Source organism: Hymenobacter psychrotolerans DSM 18569 (genome assembly GCF_900142395.1).
In the GTDB taxonomy this organism is placed as follows: domain Bacteria; phylum Bacteroidota; class Bacteroidia; order Cytophagales; family Hymenobacteraceae; genus Hymenobacter; species Hymenobacter psychrotolerans.
The window spans coordinates 58,386-81,536 of the sequence record NZ_FRAS01000016.1 but is presented as its reverse complement, the minus strand read 5'-3'; the positions used below and the strand labels follow the sequence as shown (position 1 = coordinate 81,536).

18 protein-coding genes are annotated in these 23,151 nt (G+C 60.4%); 6 read left to right on the top strand and 12 right to left on the bottom strand.

Features of this window, described 5'->3' with window-relative positions:
• Positions 1-70: 70 nt before the first annotated feature.
• The 8 genes from BUE15_RS14660 to BUE15_RS22000 all read right to left on the bottom strand — a co-directional run bounded on the left by BUE15_RS14660 (position 71) and on the right by BUE15_RS22000 (position 8,201).
• Positions 71-892, bottom strand: coding sequence for an enoyl-ACP reductase FabI (locus BUE15_RS14660; protein ID WP_073286612.1), 822 nt, complete (start codon positions 890-892; stop codon positions 71-73).
• Between the two features lie 130 nt (positions 893-1,022).
• Positions 1,023-2,696, bottom strand: a complete 1,674-nt coding sequence (recN, locus tag BUE15_RS14655) for a DNA repair protein RecN (RefSeq protein WP_073286610.1) — start codon at positions 2,694-2,696, stop codon at positions 1,023-1,025.
• 164 nt (positions 2,697-2,860) lie between these two features.
• Positions 2,861-3,793 carry a type IX secretion system protein PorD gene (gene porD, locus BUE15_RS14650; protein ID WP_170865273.1) on the bottom strand — a complete coding sequence of 311 codons (933 nt, stop codon included), beginning with the start codon at positions 3,791-3,793 and terminating at the stop codon, positions 2,861-2,863.
• The gene (locus tag BUE15_RS14645; RefSeq protein WP_073286713.1) at positions 3,783-4,433 is read right to left on the bottom strand and encodes a phosphopantothenoylcysteine decarboxylase domain-containing protein; all 651 of its coding nucleotides are present in this window, start codon (positions 4,431-4,433) and stop codon (positions 3,783-3,785) included. Before BUE15_RS14645 ends, porD begins: the two co-directional genes overlap by 11 nt.
• Positions 4,434-4,549: 116 nt before the next feature.
• Positions 4,550-5,101 carry a flavoprotein gene (locus tag BUE15_RS14640; RefSeq protein ID WP_073286605.1) on the bottom strand — a complete coding sequence of 184 codons (552 nt, stop codon included), beginning with the start codon at positions 5,099-5,101 and terminating at the stop codon, positions 4,550-4,552.
• A 12-nt stretch (positions 5,102-5,113) separates the two neighbouring features.
• Entirely contained in the window at positions 5,114-5,467 is a 354-nt protein-coding gene (locus BUE15_RS14635; protein WP_073286602.1) for a DNA-directed RNA polymerase subunit omega, read from the bottom strand.
• 72 nt (positions 5,468-5,539) lie between these two features.
• Complete coding sequence (locus tag BUE15_RS14630; protein ID WP_073286599.1) at positions 5,540-6,367, bottom strand: outer membrane protein assembly factor BamD; 828 nt, start codon at positions 6,365-6,367, stop codon at positions 5,540-5,542.
• A gap of 100 nt (positions 6,368-6,467) precedes the next feature.
• Positions 6,468-8,201 (bottom strand): OstA-like protein, encoded by a 1,734-nt coding sequence (locus tag BUE15_RS22000; protein WP_084549073.1) that lies wholly within the window; start codon positions 8,199-8,201, stop codon positions 6,468-6,470.
• A 72-nt stretch (positions 8,202-8,273) separates the two neighbouring features.
• Here BUE15_RS22000 and tilS point away from each other — a divergent pair, with 72 nt between their 5' ends.
• Positions 8,274-9,605, top strand: a complete 1,332-nt coding sequence (gene tilS, locus BUE15_RS14615) for a tRNA lysidine(34) synthetase TilS (protein ID WP_073286596.1) — start codon at positions 8,274-8,276, stop codon at positions 9,603-9,605.
• Positions 9,606-10,028: 423 nt separating this feature from the next.
• Entirely contained in the window at positions 10,029-10,970 is a 942-nt protein-coding gene (gene mdh, locus BUE15_RS14610) for a malate dehydrogenase (protein WP_073286594.1), read from the top strand.
• A gap of 143 nt (positions 10,971-11,113) precedes the next feature.
• Here mdh and BUE15_RS14605 read toward each other — a convergent pair whose 3' ends face one another.
• The 3 genes from BUE15_RS14605 to mutL all read right to left on the bottom strand — a co-directional run bounded on the left by BUE15_RS14605 (position 11,114) and on the right by mutL (position 14,962).
• Positions 11,114-12,007 carry a rhomboid family intramembrane serine protease gene (locus BUE15_RS14605; RefSeq protein ID WP_073286591.1) on the bottom strand — a complete coding sequence of 298 codons (894 nt, stop codon included), beginning with the start codon at positions 12,005-12,007 and terminating at the stop codon, positions 11,114-11,116.
• A gap of 54 nt (positions 12,008-12,061) precedes the next feature.
• Entirely contained in the window at positions 12,062-12,859 is a 798-nt protein-coding gene (locus BUE15_RS14600; RefSeq protein ID WP_073286588.1) for a rhomboid family intramembrane serine protease, read from the bottom strand.
• A gap of 108 nt (positions 12,860-12,967) precedes the next feature.
• Positions 12,968-14,962 carry a DNA mismatch repair endonuclease MutL gene (mutL, locus tag BUE15_RS14595; RefSeq protein ID WP_073286586.1) on the bottom strand — a complete coding sequence of 665 codons (1,995 nt, stop codon included), beginning with the start codon at positions 14,960-14,962 and terminating at the stop codon, positions 12,968-12,970.
• Between the two features lie 316 nt (positions 14,963-15,278).
• Between mutL and BUE15_RS14590 the strand changes: the two genes are divergently transcribed.
• A complete protein-coding gene (locus tag BUE15_RS14590) occupies positions 15,279-18,233 on the top strand; it encodes a serine hydrolase domain-containing protein (RefSeq protein ID WP_073286583.1) in 2,955 nt (984 codons plus the stop codon).
• A 151-nt stretch (positions 18,234-18,384) separates the two neighbouring features.
• Entirely contained in the window at positions 18,385-19,524 is a 1,140-nt protein-coding gene (gene bshA, locus BUE15_RS14585; RefSeq protein ID WP_073286580.1) for an N-acetyl-alpha-D-glucosaminyl L-malate synthase BshA, read from the top strand.
• Positions 19,525-19,623: 99 nt separating this feature from the next.
• On the opposite strand, the gene BUE15_RS14580 is transcribed toward bshA, so the two are convergent.
• The gene (locus BUE15_RS14580) at positions 19,624-20,160 is read right to left on the bottom strand and encodes a DUF7935 family protein (protein ID WP_073286707.1); all 537 of its coding nucleotides are present in this window, start codon (positions 20,158-20,160) and stop codon (positions 19,624-19,626) included.
• Positions 20,161-20,432: 272 nt separating this feature from the next.
• Between BUE15_RS14580 and BUE15_RS14575 the strand changes: the two genes are divergently transcribed.
• Together BUE15_RS14575 and BUE15_RS14570 are read left to right on the top strand one after the other, a co-directional pair.
• Positions 20,433-20,786, top strand: coding sequence for a HesB/IscA family protein (locus BUE15_RS14575; RefSeq protein ID WP_073286578.1), 354 nt, complete (start codon positions 20,433-20,435; stop codon positions 20,784-20,786).
• A gap of 147 nt (positions 20,787-20,933) precedes the next feature.
• Positions 20,934-23,129 (top strand): penicillin acylase family protein, encoded by a 2,196-nt coding sequence (locus tag BUE15_RS14570; protein WP_073286575.1) that lies wholly within the window; start codon positions 20,934-20,936, stop codon positions 23,127-23,129.
• Positions 23,130-23,151 lie beyond the last annotated feature (22 nt).

Sequence of the window (23,151 nt, the reverse complement as noted above, 5' to 3'; positions counted from 1 at the left end):
CTCGTTACCAGTAAAACGAAAGAAGCCCGACCTGTCGGCCGGGCTCCTCAAAGCAGCATGCTGCTACACCCTACGAATTGGCTTTCGTTATCAGCTCCACTATTTCTTCCGAAATGCCGGTGGTGCTGAAGCCGCCGTCATGCATGAGGTTCTGCATGGTCACGTAGCGCGTCAGGTCCGAGAACAGGCTGATGCAGTAGTCGGCGCAGGCTTCAGCCGGAGCGTTGCCCAGCGGCGAGAGGCGGTTGGCGTACTCGTAGAAGGCATCGAAGCCGCTGATACCGGTACCGGCCGTGGTTTTGGTCGGCGACTGGGAAATGGTGTTCACGCGCACTTTCTTGAGCTTGCCGAGGCGCTGGCCGTAGCTGCGGGCAATGCTTTCGAGCACTGCTTTGGCCTGCGACATATCGGTGTAGTCGAGGAAAGCGCGCTGCGCGGCAATGTACGACAGTGCTACGGCTGAACCCCACTCATTGAAAGCGTCCTGCTTTTCAGCCACGGCCAGCATCTTGTGGAACGACAGCGCCGACACATCCAGCGTCTTCTGGTACCACTCGTAGTTCAGCTCGCCGTAGTGCTTGCCCTTGCGGATATTGGCGCTCATGCCAATGCTGTGCAGCACGAAATCCAGCTTGCCGCCAAAGTGCTCCTGCGCACCGCTGAACAGCTTTTCGAGGTCTTCCATAGAAGTAGCATCGGCCGGGATGATAGGCGCGTTGCACTGCTCGGCGAGCTTGTTGATTTCGCCCATGCGCATGGCCAGCGGGGCATTGGTGAGCACAATGCGGGCACCTTCGGCGTGTGCCTTCAGGGCCACTTTCCAGGCAATGGATTCTTCGTTCAGCGCGCCGGAAATGATACCGACTTTGCCCGCGAGCAGGTTACTTGACATAAGATGAGTGAGTAAGATGGTGAAACGGTACGTTGCTGTTCTTAGCGCCACTGTACCGTTTGAAACTCCAGGTTAGCGGCTGGCAAGTTAGCTATTCACTCATTCACTCATCCATTCATCTACTCATTTTCTACCCTACCAGTTCCTCACCGCGCATGGCCAGTAGCTCGCGGGCACTCTGGTAGGCGTGCTGGCTGGGCTTGGCGCCCGAAATCATCTGGGCAATTTCCTGAATCCGCTCCTCCAGGCTCAGCAGCCGGATGCGGCTCACGGTGCGGTCGGCGCGGTCTTCCTTGTATACGAAATAGTGCGTGTCGCCAGCAGCGGCCATCTGTGGCAGGTGCGAGATGGTGATGAGCTGGTGCTTCTTGGCCATCTGCTGCATCATACGGCCCACTTTCACCGCAATTTCCCCGCTGATACCCGTGTCAATTTCGTCGAACACAATGGTGGGCAAGGCCGTCTTGTCGGCCAGCATGTACTTGATGCACAGCATCAGGCGCGAGAATTCACCGCCGGAAGCCGATTTGCTCAGCGTCTGGGGCTGCGCGCCTTTGTTGGCCGAAAACAGGATGCTGATAATGTCGATGCCGCTGGCGGCCGGCGCACCTTCCTGGTGCTGCACCACAATGCGCGAGTGTGGCATGCCCAGATCCGAGAGTAGCGCAGCCAGCTCCTTCTCGAACTTCGGAAACACCTTGCGGCGGGCTTCGGAAAGGCGCGTGGCCTGCTTGGTCACGGTGGCCAGCGTAGCTTCCGCGTCGCGGCGGAGGCGGTTTATCTGCTTATCGAGGTTGAGCACGGAACTTACTTTGTCGCGCAGGTCGGAGCGCACGGCCAGCAGGGCCACTACGTCGCGCACCTGGTGCTTGCGCTGCAGACTGTAGAGCACGTTCAGGCGGCCCTGCAGCTCATCAATGCGGGCCGGGTCGCCTTCGGTGCGACGCTCCACAGCTTCAATTTCGTCGGCAATGTCGTGCAGCTCAATCAGGCAGCTGTCCAGGCGGTGCTTTAGCTCGCGGGCCGGCTCCGAGTAGGGCGCAATCTGGCCCAGCAGCATAGTGGCGTCCTTCAGGGCCCCGGTGGCGCAGTATTCGCCTTCGCTCAGGGCCTGCAGGGCGTTGGTGAGCTTGTACTTGATTTCCTCGGCGTGCTCCAGCTCCTTTACTTCCTGCTCCAGCTCGTCCTGCTGCTCGTTGTCGAGGCGGGCATCCTCCAGCTCACTGAGCAGAAAGCTGTGGTAGTCCAGCTCTTTATTGGCCTGCGCCACCTGGTCTTCCAGGGCTTTCAGGTCGGTTTCCAGCTTGCGGTACTGGCGGTAGGCGTTGCTGTACTGGGCCCGCGCAGGCACCAGCCCGGCGTACAGGTCCAGCAGATTCAACTGAAACACAGCATCCCCGAGCAGCAGCGTATCGTGCTGCGAATGAATGTCCATCAGGTTGGCCCCAATGTGGCGCAGCGTTTCCAGCGTCACGGGCGTGTCGTTCACGAAGGCCCGGCTCTTGCCGCCCGGACTTATCTCGCGCCGCAGAATGCACTGCGCATCGTAGTCGAGGTCTTCGGACTCGAAAATATCCTGCAGCTGGTAGCTGCTGATATCGAACTGGCCCTCAATCACGCATTTCTTATCCGTGTCGAACAGCATGCGCGAGTCGGCGCGGTTGCCAAGCAGCAGGCCAATGGCCCCCAGCATAATAGACTTGCCGGCGCCCGTTTCGCCGGTGATGATATTGAGGAGCGCCGAAGGCTGCAACTGCAGCTGTTCAATCAGGGCGTAGTTTCGGATGCGGAGGTCAATGAGCATAGCCAACTAAATGAGAAACCGGGAGGCCGGTCGTAGCTGCCAAAAAAGTGCGCTACGGACCTGTTGTGCCAAACCGGGTCTAGTAGCTTTAGCAAAACTACTAGTTCACTTAGTCAAATGCCAATGATTTTCGCAATAAAGAATTTACCGCCTTAAACGCTAGGCTACGGCTGGCGCAGCATGGCCTGGTACTTGGCCGAGTTGGTAGGGTCCACTTCCGTCAGCAGCGTAGCCAGGGTTTGCTTCTGCTGGGCATCGGGGGCGCTGCGGAAGATGTTGGCTATTTCGTCGGCCTTGGTGTCGAAAAAAGAGCGCGCCAGCAAGGTGCCGGGCCGGCGCAGCGCCGCCTGCTGCACGCCCTGCAAAGCCGTGAAAATGCTGGTGCGGGCTTCGTCCGGCTTCTCGATGAAAATATCCAGTCCCTGCCGGTAGTAGGCATAAATACCCGTGCGGAAAGCCTCCAGCTGCGGGTCCTGCAGATTGTTGAGCAGCCAGTAGCGGTTGCGGGTCTGCCCGTCTTTCCAGGCTTCGTCCTGCTCATTGGTAATGGTCTGCGAGGAGGCATTCTGCAGCACTATCCGGGCCCGGTCGTAGTACGGCGAGCCGCCGAGGCGCGAGAAGCTGTCCTGGTCGAGGCCGATGGTGAGGTAGGCGTAGAAGGTCAGCAGCGACGACAGATTGCCGACGAAGTTGTTTTCGGAGAAGTCAATCGGGTTCTGGGGCGAGTAGTTGAACAGGAAGTTGCGGTCGGCGAAGCTCAGCAGGTTGGTTTCGTATCCCGTCCCGTACACCGGCCTCGACGACACAATGCGGGCCGTGGCCACGTACTGCCCGTTTTGCGGAATACCGGTGATGCCCACAAAAATCCGCATCCGGATGCGCTCCTCCGGCCGGTACGTCTGGCTCGTGAAGGAGCGGGTGTTCAGAAACGACTGCATATCGTTCTGCATCTGCTGCACCAGCTGCCGGTCCGAAATGGTCACGTTTTCGGTGGTAATACGCACTTCGGCCTGGATTTCCTGGGCCTGCGCCAGCGGGCTGGTCAGCAGCGAAATAAGGGCAAACAGTACGGCGGGCAGCAGTTTTTTATACTTCACGGGGCAGGCGGGCAAGAACAGCATCCACAATATCCTGGGCCACTTCGGCTTTCGGCTTTACTTCAAAGATACGAGTTTGGCCCTGCGCGTCCAGCAGCGTCACCTTGTTGGTATCGTGGCGGAAACCGGCACCGGCGTCGCGCAGCGAGTTCAGTACCACGAGGTCGAAGTTTTTGCGGTGCAGCTTATCCAGCGCGTGGGCATGCTCATTGTTGGTTTCCAACGCAAAACCCACCGAAAATTGTTCGGGCCGCTTGGTTTTCCCCAGGGTAGCGGCAATATCTACGTTCTTCACCAGTTCCAGCGTCAGCGTGTCGCCCGACTTCTTGATCTTCTCAGCCGCTATCTGCGCGGGCTTGTAATCGGCCACGGCCGCCGCAAAGACCCATACGCCAGCTTCAGGCGCTACGGCAGCGGCGGCGGCATACATCTGGTCGGCGGTTTCCACGCGCTGCGTCTGGATACCCGGATGAGCCGGATCCGGCAGGTTGCTGGGGCCGCTGATGAGCGTTACGGCGGCGCCGCTGGCAGCAAACGCCTCGGCCAGCGCGTAGCCCATCTTACCGGTGCTGTGGTTGCCGATAAAACGGACCGGGTCGAGAGGCTCGTAGGTGGGGCCGGCCGTAATGAGGACGCGCATAGTTTCAAAAGAGAAGGTCATGCTGAGCTTGCCGAAGCATCTCTACCTCTGGCTAACTAACTGGCATTGCAACGAAGTGGTAGAGATGCTTCGGCAAGCTCAGCATGACCCGTTATTTAACGAGTAAAAAACCGCTCCAGCTCCACCACAATATCCTCCGGCTCCAGCATGCGGCCGGGCCCGCTCAGGCCGCTGGCCAGCTCACCGGCCGGCGAGTCGAGCACAATATTTCCGTAGGAGCGCAGCTTCGCCAGATTGGCTGTGGTGGCCGGGTGGGCATACATATCGAGGTCCATGGCGGGGGCCAGCAGCACGGGGCAGCGCGCCGAGAGATACACGGCATCCAGCAGCGAGTCGCAGAGGCCGTGCGCGAAGTGGGCCAGCGTATTGGCCGAAGCCGGCGCTACCAGCAGCACATCGGCCCACAGGCCCAGGTGCACGTGGTTGTGCCATTCGCCGGCTGCTTCATCCTTCAAAAAGCCCTGCAAAACCGGCTTTTTGGAGAGCGTGCCCAGCGTAAGGGGCGTAACAAAGGCCGAAGCCGAGGCAGTCAGAATGACTTGCACCTCGGCTCCGGCCTTCACCAGCAGCCGCACCAGCGGCGCGGCTTTGTAGGCGGCAATGCTGCCGCAAACCCCCAACAGAATCTTGCGGTCTTGCAGCGGCATTCCCACGCAGAACTATTGGCCTTCGATGGCGCGTAGGTTGCCGTTCTCGTCGAACTCCGACGGGGTACGGTAGTGCACTTTGCCTTCCAGGAACTCCTCGATGGCAAGGTTGGTAGGCTTGGGCAGACGCTCGTAGTGCTTGCTGATTTCGATCTGCTCGCGGTTTTCGAACACCTCTTCCAGGTTATCCACCGTGGTAGCAAACTCGGCCAGCTTGCCGTTCAGCTCCTCTTTCAGCTTCACCGAAATCTGGTTGGCGCGCTTCGAGATGATGGCAATGCTTTCGTATACGTTGCCGGTTTCGGCAGCGAATTCCGACATGTTGCGGGTCACGATGGAGGCGGAGACGTTGTTGGGTGCTTTCATGATGCTAATGTGCTGATTTTTGAGTTCTGATGTGCTGCCAGCAGCTGGGCCACTACGGGCCGGCCGGCAGCTTTAGTTGGCCGCCGTGGGCTCCGAAGGCTTGAGCTTGGCCACCTGCGCCTGCGAGTCGGTGTACATCCGCTCGGCTTCCTTCAGGTGCCGGCTCTGCGGATACGTGTCGATGAAATGCTGGTAGAAGGCCACTACCTCCTGATACCGCTCGCGCTGCTTTTCCTGCACACTTTCGCGGGCCAGGTCATACTGCGCGCTTACTTTCAGGAATTCGGCTTCCTCGTTGAAGGCGGAAGCCGGGAACTGCTGCTGGAAGCCGCCCAGCGCCACCACCGCCGACTGATAGTAGCGCAGGTTGTAGTAGAGCTTGGCGCCCTGATACGCTTTCAGCTCCAGTTTCTTCTGCAGCTCCTGCGACATATTCTCGGCTTCGGGGCGGAAGTTGCTGCTCGGGTAGCGGTTCAGAAAGTCCTGAATGGCTTCCAGCGCCGAGTATGTATTGGTCTGGTCCAGTTCCCACTCCGGCGAGTCGCGGAACAGCGACTTGGCTTGCAGGAAGGAGGCCTCCTCCGCATACGTGGAGTTGGGATACGTGTCGGCGAAGCTTTTGAAGTAGTAAGAGCTGAGCGTGTAGTTGCGCTGCTGGAAGTTGGTGTTGGCGAAATAGAATTGCGCTTTCTCAGCTTCCGGGCGGCCTTTCAGCAGCGGCACGAGGTCTTCGAGCAGCGTACCGGCTTTGAAGTAGTCGCCTTTCTCGTAGAACTGAATGGCAGCTTCGTACTTCTTGTTCACGTCGTTGCTCTTGAGCAGTTTCTGGTAGCCGGTGCAGGCGCCAAGCAGCAAGGTGCTCAACAACAGAACAAAAAGGGTCGGGCGAAAAGTATGCATAAGGGCGCAAAGGTAACGGATTACAAAGCCGAATCAAACCCGGCCCGGCTGACCGGCAGGGCCAGCCGGCGGCGCGGAGCACGGCACTAACAGGCTGAAGCTATTTGGTAGCCGGCCGCACCGGAGGTTTCGGAGTGGTGGCCGGTGCTTTAGGAGCGGGTTTTGCCGGTACCGTCGGCTTGGCTTTGGGCTTCGGGGCAGCCTTGGGTTTGGCTTTCGGGCTGGTTTTGGCCGGGGTTTTGGCTTTTGGTTTGGCCTTGGGCTTTGCCGGCGGCGCGAAGTGCTTGCCTAACACGGCGCGGCGGGTGGGGCGTTCCGCGGGGCGCCATTTGAAGTCTTTCAGCTTCTCATCTTCGGGCTTAAGCTCATGGGGCGGAATGAAGCTGGCATCGGGGTTGGTCAGGAAACTGATGGTCTGCAGCTTGCTCTCGGCAAAGCGCAGCGCCATGGTGGCGGAAGTGGCTTTGTTCATACCGCTCACGGCCGTGTCGCCTTCAAGAGCATAGTAGAGGCTCTCGGCGTTGCCAAGCACGTCTACTTTTTTTATCGAGTTGCCCTGGAAGTAGGCCACCATGTTGCGGCCCTTCACCTGGTTGAAGTTCAGCAGCGTGTCCTGCCCAATAATGAACGAGTTGGCGTACAGCCGCATCTGGTCCACCTTGCCGTTGCGCTGCCGGATTTCCATGCTGTCGGCGGTGAGCTGGTTTTTCTCGTTCCAGAGAATCGGTTTCTTGTTCAGATAGATAATAGAGTCCTGCCGGTCGTAGGTGAGCGAGTCGGCGCGGCCCTGCAGGTCGGGGCGGAAGATTTTGGCTTTCGGGTAGGCGTAGAGCACGCCGGCGCCGTTGAGCGGCGCGCGGCCTTCCTGGCTGATGAGCGTATCGGCGGCCAGATACAGCGTGTCCTTGCCCGAAATATTGCGCATCACAGGCGTTCCGTACACTTTGGTGCGGCCCAGCGCCCGCCAGTAGCGTCCCACGTCGCCCCGAATCACGAGGTTGTCTTTCTTGCTGGTCATCGAGACGTGGCCGGTGGCCACGCCGTACTGCCGCGCCTCGTCATACACCAGCCGGTCGCCACCGAGCAGGTAGTTGGGCGTCTCGATTTTGGCGTTTTTCTGGAAGTTCGACACCCGCGTGATGGTGTTGTAGGTGCCGTTTTCGGCGTAGAGCGTACCCTGCTTCCCCTTGATGCGCGTGGGCCCGAGGAAGGTGGCAATCCTCGACACCGTATTATACTGCAGCGTGTCGGTGTCGATGGTGTTGTCCTTGGTCACCAGCTTTACGTCGCGCTTGAAGCTGAATACTTTGCTGGTGGTGTTGTAGTAGCCATAGCGGCTGTCGAGCGTGTTTTCGGGGTCGACGAGGTGGCCGCCGGTGCTGTAGTAGGCCAGGTTGCGGTTCAGGTCGTAGTCGAGCACCTGCGTGGTGAGGGTCATGCGCGGGTCGCGCATGGTCACGTTGCCCGTAATACGGGCTTTGCGCGTGTCGCCGTCGTAGGTGCCCCGGTCGCCGGTGATGGTGATAGTATCGTTCTGGATGATGCGCACGTTGCTGAAGGCTTCCAGCGCGTTTTTCTCCAGATACTGGTAGGCCGAGTCGCAGTACAGCAGCGTGGTACCCTGCCGGAAGCTCACGTTGCCGATCAGCTTGCGGATTTCGACGCCGTTGAACGTGCCGCCGATAAGCCGCTGCGTGCCGGGCAGCAGCTCGATGCGGGAGCCTTTGGGTGGCGTGGGCTGCGCCGCCGGACGGGCCGCCGGCCGCTGCTGCGCGAAGGAAAAGGCCGGCAGCAAGGCCAGCCAGAGCAGAAAAAGTGACTTGGACAGGGACATTTCGACGCGAAGGTACGGAAGGCCCGTCGCTAACGTCCATCTTTGCAGTTCCGATACATTGCCCCCTCCCCTATGCTCGACCAGGTCCGCCAGTTTATTCAGGAACACGCGCTTTTCAACCTCGAAACCGATACGCTGCTGGTAGCCGTGAGCGGCGGGCAGGACTCGGTGGCGCTGGCCGAGGTGCTGCACCAGCTGGGCGCGCAGTTTGCCGTGGCCCACTGCCACTTCGGGCTGCGCGGCGACGAGGCCGACGCTGACGAGCAGTTTGTGCGCAAGCTGGCCAAGAAGTACGAGGTGCCCTACTTCGCCGAGTTCTTCCAGACCAAGGCCTTTGCCGAGCAGGAAGGCATTTCGACCCAGATGGCGGCCCGGGCGCTGCGCTACGAGTGGTTTGAGCGTATCCGGCGGACGCAGGGCCTTACCTATGTAGCTACTGCCCACCACCAGCGCGACGCCGCCGAAACCATGCTGCTCAACCTCACGCACGGCACCGGCCTGGCGGGTCTGCACGGCATCCCGCCCAAAAACGGCCACATCGTGCGGCCGTTGCTGGGTATCGGCAAGCCGGAGCTGTTTGAGTATCTGGTGGAAAACCAGCTGATGTGGCGCGAAGATGCCTCCAACGACAGTCCCGTGTACCAGCGCAACCGCCTGCGCCAAGAGGTGCTGCCCGTGCTGCGCGACATCAACCCCAACCTCGACCAGACGCTGCAATTCACGGCCGAGCGGGTGGGCGGCGCCGAGGAAATCGTGCGCCGCTACGTGCAGGATACCGCCGCCGAGGCCCAGCGCACCGAAGCCGACGCCACCTACCTCGATATCCGGCTGCTGCAGAAAACCGCCGCCACGGCGCTGGTACTGCACGAGCTGCTGCGGCCGTTCGGGTTCAGCTTTCCGGTGGTGAAGGACATGGTGGCCGCTTTCGGGGCCGAGTCGGGCCGCCGCTTCGAGTCGCCGACGCACCGGCTGGTGAAGGACCGTGAGCAACTGGTCATCACCCCGAAAAACCTCACCAGATTCGGCACACATCAGCTACAGGCCGGGCAGGAAGTACTCAAGATTGACGGGCTGCACCTGCGCCTGGAGCTGCAGGAAGTAACCGAAACGTTTGAGGTGCCGCGCGGCAAAGCCGTGGCCGCCCTCGATGCCGACGCGCTGAAATTCCCGCTCATCGTACGGCCCTGGCAGGAAGGCGACTGGTTTATGCCCATTGGTATGAAGGGCAAGAAGAAGATCAGTGACTTTCTTATCGACCAGAAAGTGCCGCTCAACCTCAAAGACAACGTGCAGGTGCTCTGCTCCGGCGACGGCAAAATTGCCTGGGTTATCGGCTTCCGCCCCGACGAGCGGTTCCGCGTGAACGACGACACCGAGCGGGTGCTGGTCGTGAAGCGGATGTAGTTGTTAGGGCTTAGTGCATAGGTAGTAGGGCCTAGGGCTTCGTGACTGGAGCCTGCGGCTGTGCGAGCCTTGCGCGCTCTTCCCGACACCCAACCGGCGCGTCGTAAGTCATGCGCCCGGTTTCCGGACCCATATTTTCCGACTCCGGACCTATGCGCGTCGTTCCCGACGCCCGACCTGCGCGCTGCAAGACGTGCGCGCCGGCTCCGGACACATGCGCGCCGTTCCCGACGCCCGACCTACGCGTTGCAACGCGTGCCGGAGGCTTTGCAACGCCCGACCTGCGCGTTGCAACGCGTAACTGCCCTTTGCAACGGCTAACCGGGCGTTGCAACCAAATTCTGGCATTCCCCTCCTACCTCTCGTTTCTATAGAGTAGCTTTACCCGCAGAACCTTAATCGTACAACCCAATTCCTCACCCGATGAAAGTTACCGTAGTTGGGGCTGGCAACGTGGGCGCTACCTGCGCCGACGTATTGGCCACCCGCGAAATTGCCAATGAAATCGTACTGGTTGACATCAAGGAAGGCTTCGCCGAAGGCAAAGCTCTCGATATCTGGCAGAAAGCTCCCATCATCGGCTACGACTCGCGCACGGTGGGCGTCACCAGCGACTACAGCCGTACCGCCGATTCTGATGTAGTGGTGATTACCTCCGGCCTGCCCCGCAAGCCCGGCATGACCCGCGACGACCTGATTTCGACCAACGCCGGTATCGTGAAATCGGTGACGGAGCAAGTGGTGAAATACTCGCCCAACGCCATCATCATCATCGTGAGCAACCCGCTAGACGTGATGACCTACCAGGCCCACCTCACCTCCGGCCTCGACCGGACCAAGGTATTCGGCATGGCCGGCATCCTGGACACGGCCCGCTACCGCGCCTTCCTGGCCGAAGCCCTGAACGTGAGCCCCAAAGACATTCAGGCGGTGCTGATGGGCGGCCACGGCGACACCATGGTGCCGCTGCCCCGCTACACCACCGTAGGCGGCATCCCCGTCACGGAACTGATTGGCAAAGAAGAGTTGGACGCCATTGTAGCCCGCACCACCAACGGTGGCGGCGAACTGGTGAAGCTGATGGGCACTTCGGCCTGGTATGCACCCGGCGCGGCGGCCGCTCAGATGGTAGAAGCCATCGTGCGCGACCAGCGTCGCGTGTTCCCGGTGTGCATCAAGCTGGAAGGCGAGTACGGCATTGACGGTGTGTACCTGGGCGCTCCGGTTATCCTGGGCAAAAACGGCATCGAGAAAGTAATCGAGCTGCAACTGAACGACGAGGAAAAAGCGCTGCTGGAAACCTCACGCGGCCACGTGAAAGAAGTAATGGACGCGCTGGACAACATGAGCAAGGCTTCGGCTTAGAGTAGCTGAGTAGCTGAGCAGCTGAGTAATTGCCAAGACCGGCCGCCCTGCTTGCGCAGAACGGCCGGTCTTGTGTATGCAGTGCCAAAAAAAGCCCGCTGCCTGATGGCAGCGGGCTTTTTCAGTTATCAACTCAAGGCGGCTTACTTCTGGCTGGCCTTGAACAGCTTTTGCTTCTCCTCCTTCGACAGGCTTTCGTAGCCGGAGCGGGAAATCTTGTCGAGAATGGCATCAATATCCTCCTGCTCGGGCTTGGGCAGGCTGCCTTTGCGGGCGGCCGGCGCAGCTGTAGCCGCCGCACCGCCCCGGTGCGTCACGCGCAGTTGCGGGCCGGAAAGCAGCCGCCCCACCCAGTCGCCGACGGCCTGCACGGGGCGGCCCAGGTCGCGGCCGCGCTGCAGCTGCCGGATGAACAGGAAGCCGAGCATGGCCCCGCCCAGGTGGGCAATTTCGCCGCCGGGGTTGCCGCCATCAATGCCGGCAATGGACACTAGCACCACTACGGCCGCAATGTATTTGATGCGAATCGGGCCGAGCAGGATAATGTTGAAGGTGTAATCGGGCAAAAGCGTAGCCGCTCCCACAATGATGGCCGTGACACTGGCCGAAGCGCCGTACAGGATGGCCGGGCGCCCGGCAAACACCGGAATGAAATTGTAGGCCAGCAGGTACAGCGCCGCCCCGGCCAGCGCGCCCAGCACATACAGGCTCACCAGTTTTCGGTCGCCGAGGTACTCGCGCACCAGCGAGCCGAACCAGTACAGGTTCAGCAGATTGAACAGGATATGAAAGAAGTCGGTGTGGGCGAAACTATAGGTGAGCAGCGTCCAGGGGCGGGTGAGCAGCGTCATTGGCCCGGATGGCACAGCCAGCCACTCCAGCACCGACACGAGAGACACCGCGCCGCCCGTCACGAGAAACAGCGTGACGCGCACCAGCAGCAGCACTACAAAAACCAGCACATTAATCAGCAGCAGCTGACTCAGCGCATTGTCGCGCCGGCTGAAGGCAGCGCGGATATCGTTGGCAAAACTCATGGGTGGAAGAACGTAAGAAAGCAGAGCGGGAGAAGCAGGCCCTTCCGGGCCTGGTTAGCCGTAATGCGTGCCGTTGCGCTGCCAGATTTTCAACACAATGAAGCCAATCAACATTCCGCCCAAATGGGCGAAGTGCGCCACATTGTCGCCCGGCACCGGATGAATGCCCTTGTAGAGCTCGTAGGCCGTGTAAAGCGCCACAAACAGCCAGGCCTTGATGGGAATGGGCAGCGGGAAGATGATAAGCTTTTCGTGCGGGAACAGGAAGCCGAAGGCGAACAGCACCCCGAACAGCGCCCCGGAAGCACCCAGCATGCCGGCCGAAGGGCTGTTCAGCGCCAGGTCGCAGGCAGCGGTCAATGATTCGTTGGCTGCGTTTATCAGGCTGGTATTGGTGGGGTCGCGCTGCAATGTGTTGGCCATCGACAGTGCCTGCTGCTCGTAGCCAGGATAATACGTGCGGTAGAAGTCCATCAGGGCCACGCCCGAGGGCTCTTCCTGGAACGCAATCCGGGCGCTGTTCATCTGGTGCAGCTCATAGGTGCGCACGCCCTGGTAGAGCACGCCGGCCCCGATGCCGCAAATCATCCAGTACGTCAGAAACCGTTTCGGGCCCCACACATTTTCCAGCGAAGCGCCAATGAACACCAGCCCCAGCATGTTGGAGAACAGGTGCCCGAAGCCGCCGTGCATAAACATATACGTGACGAACTGCCAGGGCTGAAAGTACACCGACCCAAACGGATACAGTGCCCCCAAAACATTAACCTGCGCCCCAAACTGGCTTTGCAGAAAAAACACGAGCACATTGATGATGAGCAGCGTGCGGACAGTAGGCGTGAGTTGAAACATGAACGAGAGGGGTACATATAGCGCCCGGCTACTACCGGGCGGGTCGGTGAACGATAACCGCCGGGACGCACAAGTGTCCCAGGCGATTCACGAAGCCAGCGTCTGACGCTAGGCCTTACGGAAAAACTCCTGAATCTGGCTGAGCTCCAGCATCACGAGGGTACGGCGGCCGTCCGGGGTGTAGCCCGGCACCTGGCAGGCGAAGAGCTTATCCACTAAAGTCGTCATTTCGGTGTCGGAGAGGCGCGTTCCGGCGGCGGCAGATGCCACACGGCGGGCCAGCGCCCGGGCCATCTGCTCGCGGCGGTCCAGCTTTACGGGGCCGGCGTGGGTCCGGAACTGCTCAATCAGGCCCTCCAGCAGCTCCTTTTCGTCGCGGGCAGGCACATCGGCCGGAATGCCTTCCACCGCAATAGTGTGCTTGCCGAAATCGGTGAAGCGGAAGCCGAGGCCGCGCAACGCCTCCTCCACTTCGCGCAGAATGGCAAAATCCTGGGGCGAAAACGTGACCGTACGCGGAAACAGCAGCGTTTGGGAAGCCCCGGTTTCGCGCTCCAGCGTGTGCACATACTGCTCGTAGAGAATCCGCTCCCGCGCAGCCGCCTGGTCCAGCAGCATCAGCCCCGACTTTACGGCCACCAGCAGATATTGCCCGTGCACCTGCAGCACCTTGTTGCCGGAAGAACTGCCGCTCGACTCACGCAACGGCAGCTCCGGGGCTGCCGGCACGGCCGCCGAAGGCGCCGTCACGACAAGCGGCGCGGGCGGCACAGCGGCCGTGAGGGCCGAAGCCGACGGCACAGGCACCCCAACGGCCGTAGCCTCGTGCTCCACATCGGGCACGCTCACCTTGCTCAGGGACTTGTAGAATTCTTCCAGCTCCCGCTTGGCCTGCTCGGTGGGGCGGGGCGGAATCTGCCGCTCGTAGGCATCGGGGCGGGCACCGCCGGGGCGGGTTTCGTGCGCGCCGGGCGCGGCGGCCTGGGAGGCCGCCGACGCCAGGGCATCGGGCCGGAAGTCGTCGGCGAAGGGGTTTTTCTGGGTGCCGGAAAGGCGCAGCGGCTGAATGGGCGCAAAGTTCACGTCACCCTCAAAGTCGAGGGACGGGGCCATGTTGTGCAGGCCCAGGCTCTGTTTCACGGCGGCCCGCACAATGGCATACACGGTTTTCTCGTCCTCGAACTTGATTTCCGTTTTGGTTGGGTGCACGTTGATGTCGATGGCCTTGGGGTCGAGGTCCAGAAACAGCACGTAGAACGGGTGCGTGTCTTTGGGCAGCAGCCCTTCGTAGGCGGTCAGCACGGCGTGGTTGAGGTAGGCCGAGCGGATGAACCGGTTGTTGACAAAGAAAAACTGGTCGCCCCGGCTTTTTTTCGCCGACTCCGGCTTGCCGATAAAGCCCTTCACCGACAGAAACGGCGTCACTTCCTCGCAGGCTGCCAGCTGCTCCTTGTAGCCGTTGCCGAGCAAACTCACGATGCGCTGGCTGAGCTTACCGGCCGGCAGGTTGAACACTTCCAGATCATTCTGGAACAGCGAAAACGTAATCTGCGGGTTGGCCAGCGCCACGTGCTGAAACTCGTCGAGGATGTGACGCATCTCCACCGCGTTGCTCTTGAGGAAGTTGCGGCGGGCCGGTACGTTGAAAAACAGGTTCTTAACGCTGATGCTAGTGCCGTCGGGGCAGGCGGTGGGCTGCTGGCTCGTGATTTGGGAGCCTTCCACGAGCAGCAGCGTGCCGGTGTCCTGGTCGCGCTGCTTGGTACGCAACTCCACCTGGGCCACGGCCGCAATGGAAGCCAGCGCCTCGCCCCGGAACCCCAGCGTCCGGATGCGGAACAGGTCGTCGGTGGTGCGGATCTTGCTGGTAGCGTGGCGCTCCAGGCTCATGCGGGCATCGGTGGGGCTCATGCCGGCCCCGTTGTCCACCACCTGCACCAACTGCTTGCCGGCATCCTTCACGATGAGCTGCACCTGAGTGGCGCCGGCATCCACGGCATTTTCCAGCAGCTCTTTCACTGCGGAAGCCGGACGCTGCACCACTTCGCCGGCGGCAATTTGATTGGCCAAATATTCGGGAAGCAGCTGAATTACGTCGGCCATGCCAGAGAGAAAATAAGAATACGAAAGAAGAAAACGGCGTTGTTAACCCGTTGAGCAATTGGACTTGCTCGTTGAAATGCCAACCAATGCCGGGAATTTCTCCGTAAGTTTGTGGTCAACATTCGTGTGCGTTGCGCCGGCCGGGCTCCCGGGTTGGCGCGTTGGAAAGAGCAGAAGACCGGATGCCTCGGGCCCGCAACCTTGCGGCCGGGCCCACCGGACCACCCTTTTTCCGGCGCAGGAGTGGAACAAAAGTAGGGCGAAATCCGCTTGTGTTCAACCAAACATCTTTACGCCAGACACCACACGGGGGCCCATGCTCAAGGAATTTCGGATTAGACTCTTACTGCTGCTGCTGGCCGCCACGGGTCTACTCATCACCTCCGCCGTGCCCTACGACGATGCGGCCCGGCCGCGCTCCGTAGCGGAACAGAACTGGGTAGACAGTGTTTTCAACTCCCTCACGCCCGACCAGCGGCTGGGGCAGCTGTTTATGGTGGCGGCTTATTCCAACAAGGATAGGAAGCACGTGCAGTACACGGAGTTTCTGGTCAAGAACTACCACATTGGCGGGCTGATGTTTCTGCAGGGTGGCCCCCGCCGGCAGGCCAACCTGACCAACCGCTACCAGGCTGCCGCCAAAGTGCCGCTGCTCATGGCCATGGATGTCGAATGGGGCCTCGATATGCGCCTCGATTCCAGCATGCACTTCGCCAAGCAGATGACGCTTGGGGCCATGGACGACGAGCAGTACGTGTACCAGATGGGCCGCGAAATTGCCCTGAAGCTGAAAACGCTGGGCGTGCACATCAGCTTCTCGCCCGTTGTTGATATCAATTCCAACCCCAATAACCCGGTTATCGGGAACCGCTCCTTCGGTGAAAACAAGGAGCAGGTAGCCAAGCGGAGCGTGGCCTACATCCGCGGGCTGCAGGACCACGGCATCGTGGCCGTAGTGAAGCACTTCCCCGGCCACGGCGACACCGACGTGGACTCGCACGTGGCGTTGCCGGTTATCAACTCCGACCTGGCCCACCTCACCAACATGGACCTGTATCCGTTCCAGCAGTCGTTTCAGGCGGGTGTGATGGGCGTGATGGTCGGCCACCTGTACATGCCGCTGTTTGATACCGTGCGCTCGGTATCGGCCACGGTTTCGCGCAACCTCGTGACGGGGCTGCTGAAGGAGAAAATGGGCTATAAAGGCCTGGTTTTCACGGATGCGCTGAACATGAAGAGCGTATCCAACCTGTACAAGCCCGGCGAGCTGGATGCCATGGCGCTGCTGGCCGGCAACGACGTGCTGCTCTTCTCGGAAGATGTGCCCACGGCACTGCAGAAAATCAAAGAAGACCTCGCCGCCGGCAAGCTGGTGCAGGAAGATATTGACCAGCGGGTGCGCAAGATTCTGCGGGCCAAGTTCTGGGCCGGCCTCAACCGCCGCCCGCGCGTGGATGTGCCCAACCTGATGGCCAACCTGAACCGGCCCCAAAGCCGCACGGTGGCGCAGGAAATCTATGAGCACGCCACTACAGTCGTCAAAAACAACGAAGACCTGCTCCCCTTCCACCGCCTCGATACGCTGCGCATTGCCACCGTGACGGTAGGCGCCGGGGCGGGCAGCACGCTGGGCGAAATCATGGGCAAGTACCAGAATGGGCCGGTGTATCCGGTGGCCAACCGCTACGCCCCCGACTCTACGTTTGCCCGCATTCTGCCGCGCCTCGCGCCCTACAACGTGGTAGTGGTGACGCTGCATAACATGAACAACACGCCCACCCACCGCTACGGGCTGGGCGACGGAGCGCTGAAGTTCATCAAGGAGCTGCAGGCCAACCCGAAAATCAAGACGGTGGTTGTGACGATGGGCAACGCCTACTCCCTGAAGTACCTCGACTCGGCCCGCACGCTGGTGTGCGGCTACGAAGACAACTACTTCTCGCAGCTGGTGGTGCCGCAGGTGCTGTTCGGGGCGCTGCCCGCCGTGGGCCGCCTGCCCGTGACCGTGACGCCGGAGCTGCCCGTCGGTACCGGCCTGCCCACTCCCGACTTCAAGCGCCTGCGCTACGCCACCCCGGAAAGCGAAGGGCTGGACTCGAAAGTGCTGGCTCAGATAGACAATATTGCGCTGGAATCGGTGGCGTATGCGGCGGCGCCCGGCTGCCAGGTGCTGGTAGCCAAAAACGGGGCGGTAGTGTTCGACAAAAGCTACGGCTACTGCACCTACGACAAGTCGCAGCCCGTGAACAACTCCACGCTCTACGACCTGGCGTCCATTACCAAAGTGGCCGGCACGCTCCAGACCATCATGTACCTCAAAGACCAGGGTAAGCTGGACCTGGATGCCAAAGTAGCCGCCTATCTGCCGGAACTGAAGCAAACCAACAAACGCGACATGACGGTGCGCGAGGTGCTGCTGCACCAGGCGGGCCTGAAAGCCGGCATCCCGACCTGGGAAAAGACCATCACCAAAACCGGCCCCAAGCCGACGTTCTACGCCAGCACCAGCGAAGCGGCCTTCCCCAACCAGGTGGCCCCCAAGCTCTACAGCGTAAGCACGGCCGAAGACTCGGTCTGGATCTGGGTGCAGCGCTCCGGCCTGCTGCCGAAAGCGAAGGGCAAATACCCCGTTGAGTACAGCGACCTGAGCTTTATCATTCTGAAGCGCCTGGCCGAGAAGCTACTCAATGAGCCGATTGAGGGCTTCCTGGACAAATCGTTCTACAAGCCGCTGGGCCTGGGCACGATGACGTTCAACCCGCTGGACAAATTCCCACAGTCGTGCATCGCGCCCACTGAAAACGACACCTATTACCGCCGCACGCAGTTGCAGGGCACCGTGCACGACCAGACGGCCGCGCTGGTAGGCGGCGTGGGCGGGCATGCCGGCCTGTTTGCCAATGCCAACGACCTGGCCATTCTGATGCAGATGAATCTGCAGAACGGACGCTACGGCGGCCAGCGCTACTTCCAGACGCCCGTGGTAACGGAGTTTGCGCGCAGCACGGTAGCCGGCAACCGCCACGGCCTGGGCTGGGACCACGGCGACCCGACCAAGCCGGAAGGCCCTACCAGCAACCTGTCGCCGGCCAGCACGTTCGGGCACACGGGCTTCACGGGTACCTGCGTCTGGATGGACCCCGAAAACAAAATCCTCTACATCTTTCTTTCCAACCGGGTGTACCCGGATGCCGGCAACAACAAGCTGCGCCAGTACAACATCCGCACCCGCATTCACGACGTTATTTATAAGTCGCTGCAAAAGACATGACCTGTTGTCTGCCTCTTTTTCTTAACCTTTGATCCGCAATTGGCGGCAGGACATCTTCCCCGATGACTTGCCGCCAATTCTCTTTTTCTGCGTCCTTCTCCGTCTTGGCCCGGGTTTCGGGCTGCTTCTGACCGGCAAACTCTCTCCACCCATGAATATCGGCATCGTCTGTTATCCCACTTTTGGCGGCTCCGGCGTGGTAGCCACCGAGCTGGGCAAAGCCCTGGCCCAGCGTGGCCACCGCGTGCACTTCATCACCTACAGCCAGCCGGTTCGCCTCGATTTTTTCAACGAGAACCTGTTCTACCACGAGGTGTACATTCCGCCGTATCCGCTGTTCCAGTTTCCGCCTTACGAGCTGGCGCTGGCCTCGAAAATGGTGGACATCGTGCAGAACGAGAAGCTGGACGTGCTGCACGTACACTACGCCATTCCGCACGCTTCGGCCGCGTTCATGGCCAAGCAGATCCTGCTCACGCGCGGCATCCGCATTCCGGTCGTCACGACGCTGCACGGCACCGACATTACGCTGGTGGGCAAAGATGCCAGCTACGAGCCCGTCGTGACGTTCAGCATCAACCAGTCGGATGGCGTGACGTCGGTGTCGGCGGACTTGCGGCGGGAGACGTACGAGTACTTTGCCATCGAGAAGGACATTGAGGTAATTCCCAACTTCATCAATCTGGCCCGCTTCCAGAAGCAGAACAAAGGCCACTTCAAGGCGGCCATTGCCCCCAACGGCGAGAAGCTGCTGGTGCACACCTCCAACTTCCGCTCCGTGAAGCGCGTGGACGACGTGGTGCACATCTTTGCGGGCGTGCGCAAGCAGATTCCGGCCAAGCTACTGCTTGTCGGCGACGGCCCCGACCGGCCGCGCATCGAAAAGCTGTGCCGCGAAATCGGCTACTGCGACGACATCCGCTTCCTGGGCAAGCTGGAAGCCGTGGAGGAAGTGCTCAGCATTGCTGACTTATTCCTGATGCCTTCCGAGAAAGAAAGTTTTGGCTTGGCGGCACTGGAAGCCATGGCCTGCGAAGTGCCCGTTATCAGCACCAATGCCGGCGGCATTCCGGAGCTGAACCAGCATGGCGTGACGGGCATGGTCAGCGAAATCGGGGACGTGGACGACATGGTAAAGAATTCGCTCTACGTATTGCAGGACGAGAACCTGCCGCGCTTCAAAGCCGCCGCCCGCGCCCACGCCGAAACGTTTGCCGTCGAGAACATAGTGCCGCTCTACGAGGCCTGCTACCAGCGTGCCATTGATGCAGTGCCAGCCGCTACGGTGTAGAGTCAGCAGCCTTTCTGAACAGAAAAAAAGCAACGTCCCTGGTTTCCGAACGGAAGCCAGGGACGTTGCTTTTCGCTGAAACCGAATGGTGCCGGCCCGCTAAAACAACCCAAACGCCTCCCGCTTCACGGCCAGCAGGGCGCGCTCCGTGGGGTCGGTTTCTTCGTTGATGAGGGTTTCGAGTACGCGCTTGGCCAGCTCAGTGCCGCGGCTTTGCTGGGGCTGCGGCAGGCCGTGGTAGGCTTTGTTGATGGCCGTAAGGATGTGTTCTTTGGCCGCTTTCACCTCGCCCCAGGTATCGGGGCTCATGTAGAGCTGCTGGCTGAGGTTGTGCTCGTACTCGGCCCGGATTTCCTGGAGCAGCAGGCGGTGGTACTCGGGCGCGGTCTGGCCGGCGCTGCTCAGGCGCACCAGCAAATTGCTGGGCGTGATGCGCTCCAGCAGCAGCGTTACGCGCTCCAGAGCCTGCAGGCGCAGCGGCAGCGTGGTTTTGGAGCTTTCCAGCCGCAGCTCAATCAGGCGGCGCTGCTGCTCCTTCTCCAGATACTGCCGGATCAAATAGAATACGGAGCCCGCTACAATAAGCGCGGGCAGAATGATTTTGAGCAGGTCGAAGAGGTAGGCGGTAGTATCCATGTGCAAAAACAACTGCCGTTCTGGCGGCAGTGGCGAAGTAGGTTGAGAAGAAACGGGAGAGCAGGCAGCGAAGGTAAACAAGCGGCGCTGATGGTGCACACAGTATGAAACGTGTCTTCGCGCAGCCGCGCCGAAACAGCGGCTATCCATCCGCGTGAACCGCCGGCGGGCAACTGCTGTTATAGCCCCAACGACTCCGACACCGGCGGCCATACAACTCCCCGTCCGGCTTCGTATCTTTGTCGCCTTACTTTCCTAAACACGAACACACTATGGCAACGGCCGTCTCCACGAAACTTGCTCCCATAAGCCTCACTTCCCGCGCTCTGGAAGAAGTACGGAATATTTTGACCGAGAAAAACGTGCCCGGCGAATACGGCCTGCGCGTAGGCGTGCAGGGTGGCGGCTGCTCGGGCCTGAGCTATCTGCTCGGCTTCGACAAGCCCAAGGAGCAGGACGAAACCTTCGATATCGACGGCGTCATGCTCATCATGGATAAGAAACACGCCATGTATGTGCTGGGCATGGAAGTTGACTTCCAGGATGGCCTGAACGCCCGGGGCTTCGTTTTCAACAATCCTCAGGCGAAAAGCACCTGCGGCTGCGGCTCCTCGTTCTCGGCCTAGCTTGTCTTTTTTCGGCAAACACAAAGCCCCTGCCATACGGCCGGGGCTTTGTGTTTGGTGGCGTTCTGCATAGCTGCTCAGCCTGTGAAGTGAGTCTGACCGACTACTTTTAGTCCTCCCTCCTACGTCGCCTTACCGTTCCCGCTGATGCGTTTTTCCCTTGCTTTCGGTTTCCTGTTCGTTTCGGTCGGTGCCCAGGCCCAAGCATTTACTCCCGCCGAAATTGCCCGTTGGCAGCAGCAGGCCCGGCAGGTCACCATCACGCGAGATACCTGGGGCGTGCCGCACGTGCAGGGCAAAACCGACGCCGATGCCGTGTTTGGGCTGTTGTATGCGCAATGCGAGGACGATTTCCCCAGGGTAGAGATGAACTACCTCGATGCTATTGGGCGTCTGGCCGAGGTGGAAGGGGAGTCGGCCATCTACCACGATTTGCGCGCCCGCCTATTCATGGACAGCACCCAGGCCATCAGCTTATACAAGAAGAGCCCGGCTTGGATGAAGGACCTGCTCAATGCCTTCGCCGACGGCACCAACTTCTACCTCTACTCCCACCCCACCGTACGGCCCAAGCTACTGCGCCGCTTTCAGCCCTGGATGCCACTGATGTTCAGTGAGGGCAGCATCGGCGGCAACATCAGTGTGGTACCCCTGGAGCGGCTGAAGAACTTCTACGCCAACCGCAAGTCCACCTCCTGGCAGCGGCCCGACTTTGAAAAGGCCGAGCGGGAACCGGTAGGCTCCAACGGCTTTGCTATTGCGCCGGCTAAAAGCGCCAGCGGTCATGCCCTGCTGCTCATCAATCCGCATACGTCCTTCTACTTCCGCCCTGAGGTGCAGATGACCAGCCAGGCGGGGCTGAATGCGTACGGCGCTGTTACGTGGGGCCAGTTCTTTGTGTATCAGGGCTTCAATGAGCACTGTGGCTGGATGCACACGTCCAGCCAGGCCGACTCCATGGATGAATACCTGGAAACCATTGAGCAGAAGGACGGCAAATATTACTACCGCTACGGCAAGAAGCTGCGCCCCGTGCAGGTGACTAGCATGTCGATTCCGTACGTGCAGGATGGCAAGATCATGCGGAAGGAATTTACCACCTACCGCACCCACCACGGGCCAGTGGTAGGCCAGCAGGCGGACGACAAGTGGGTGACGGTACGCATGATGGATACGCCGCTAGAGGCGCTGGAACAGTCCTATCTGCGCACCAAAGCCACCGACTACGCCAGCTTCCGGGAAACCATGAAGCTCAACGGCAACGCCTCCAACAACACGGTATTCGCCGACAGCAAGGGCACCATTGCCTACTGGTACGGCAACTTCATGCCCAAGCGCGACCCGCAGTTCGACTGGAGCCAGCCGGTAGATGGCAGCAACCCCAGAACCGACTGGAAGGGCCTGCATAAGGTGGAGGACATTGTGCAGGTGATGAACCCCGCCAGCGGCTTCATCCAGAACTGCAACTCCACGCCGTTCACTGTGTCGGGACCCAGCAGCCCCACCCCCACCAAGTACCCCGCCTACATGGCTCCCGATGCGGAGAACTACCGCGGCCTCAATGCGGTGCGCGTGCTCAGCCGCAAGCCGACGTTCACCCTGGATACCCTGATTGCCGCCGCCAAAGACCCGTACTTGGCTGGTTTTGAAGAGTTACTTCCGGCGCTGACCAAAGATTTTCAGTTTGTGATGGACAACTCTAACCCGCCGGAAGGTGAGGTACTAGACGCCATGAAGGTGCTGCAGGCCTGGGACAAGCGCTACAGCAAAACGTCCGTAGGCCAGACGCTGGCTACGTACTGGGGCGAGCGGGTTCTGCGGGTGGCCCGCCCTCGCGTACCCGCCGGGCAGGTGCTGGACTATATCAGCCTCGTCAAGTTCACTGTTGCCAACACCACACCCCAGGAGAAAGTAGCGGCTCTGCAGGAAACCCTCGATGAGCTCACCCGCAACTTCGGCACCTGGCAAAAACCCTGGGGAGATATAAACCGCTTCCAGCGACTCACCGGCAACATTTCAGAAACTTACGACGACCAGAAACCCAGCTTGCCGGTAGCCTTCACTTCCTCGTCCTGGGGCTCGTTGGCGGCTTTTGGTTCCCGCACCTTCCCCGGCACCAAAAAGCGCTACGGCTACGTGGGCAATAGCTTCATTGCCGTGGTGGAATTTGGCCCGCGCATCAAAGCCCGTTCCGTGCTGGCCGGTGGCAACAGCAACCAACCTTCTTCCCCCCACTTCACCGATCAGGCCGGTTTGTATGTGGAGGAGAACTTCAAGGACGTGCTCTTCTACCCTGAAGATGTGCAGCAGCACGCCAAACGCACGTACTCACCGGGGCAGTAGTGGCCCAGAAAGGTCAGAACTA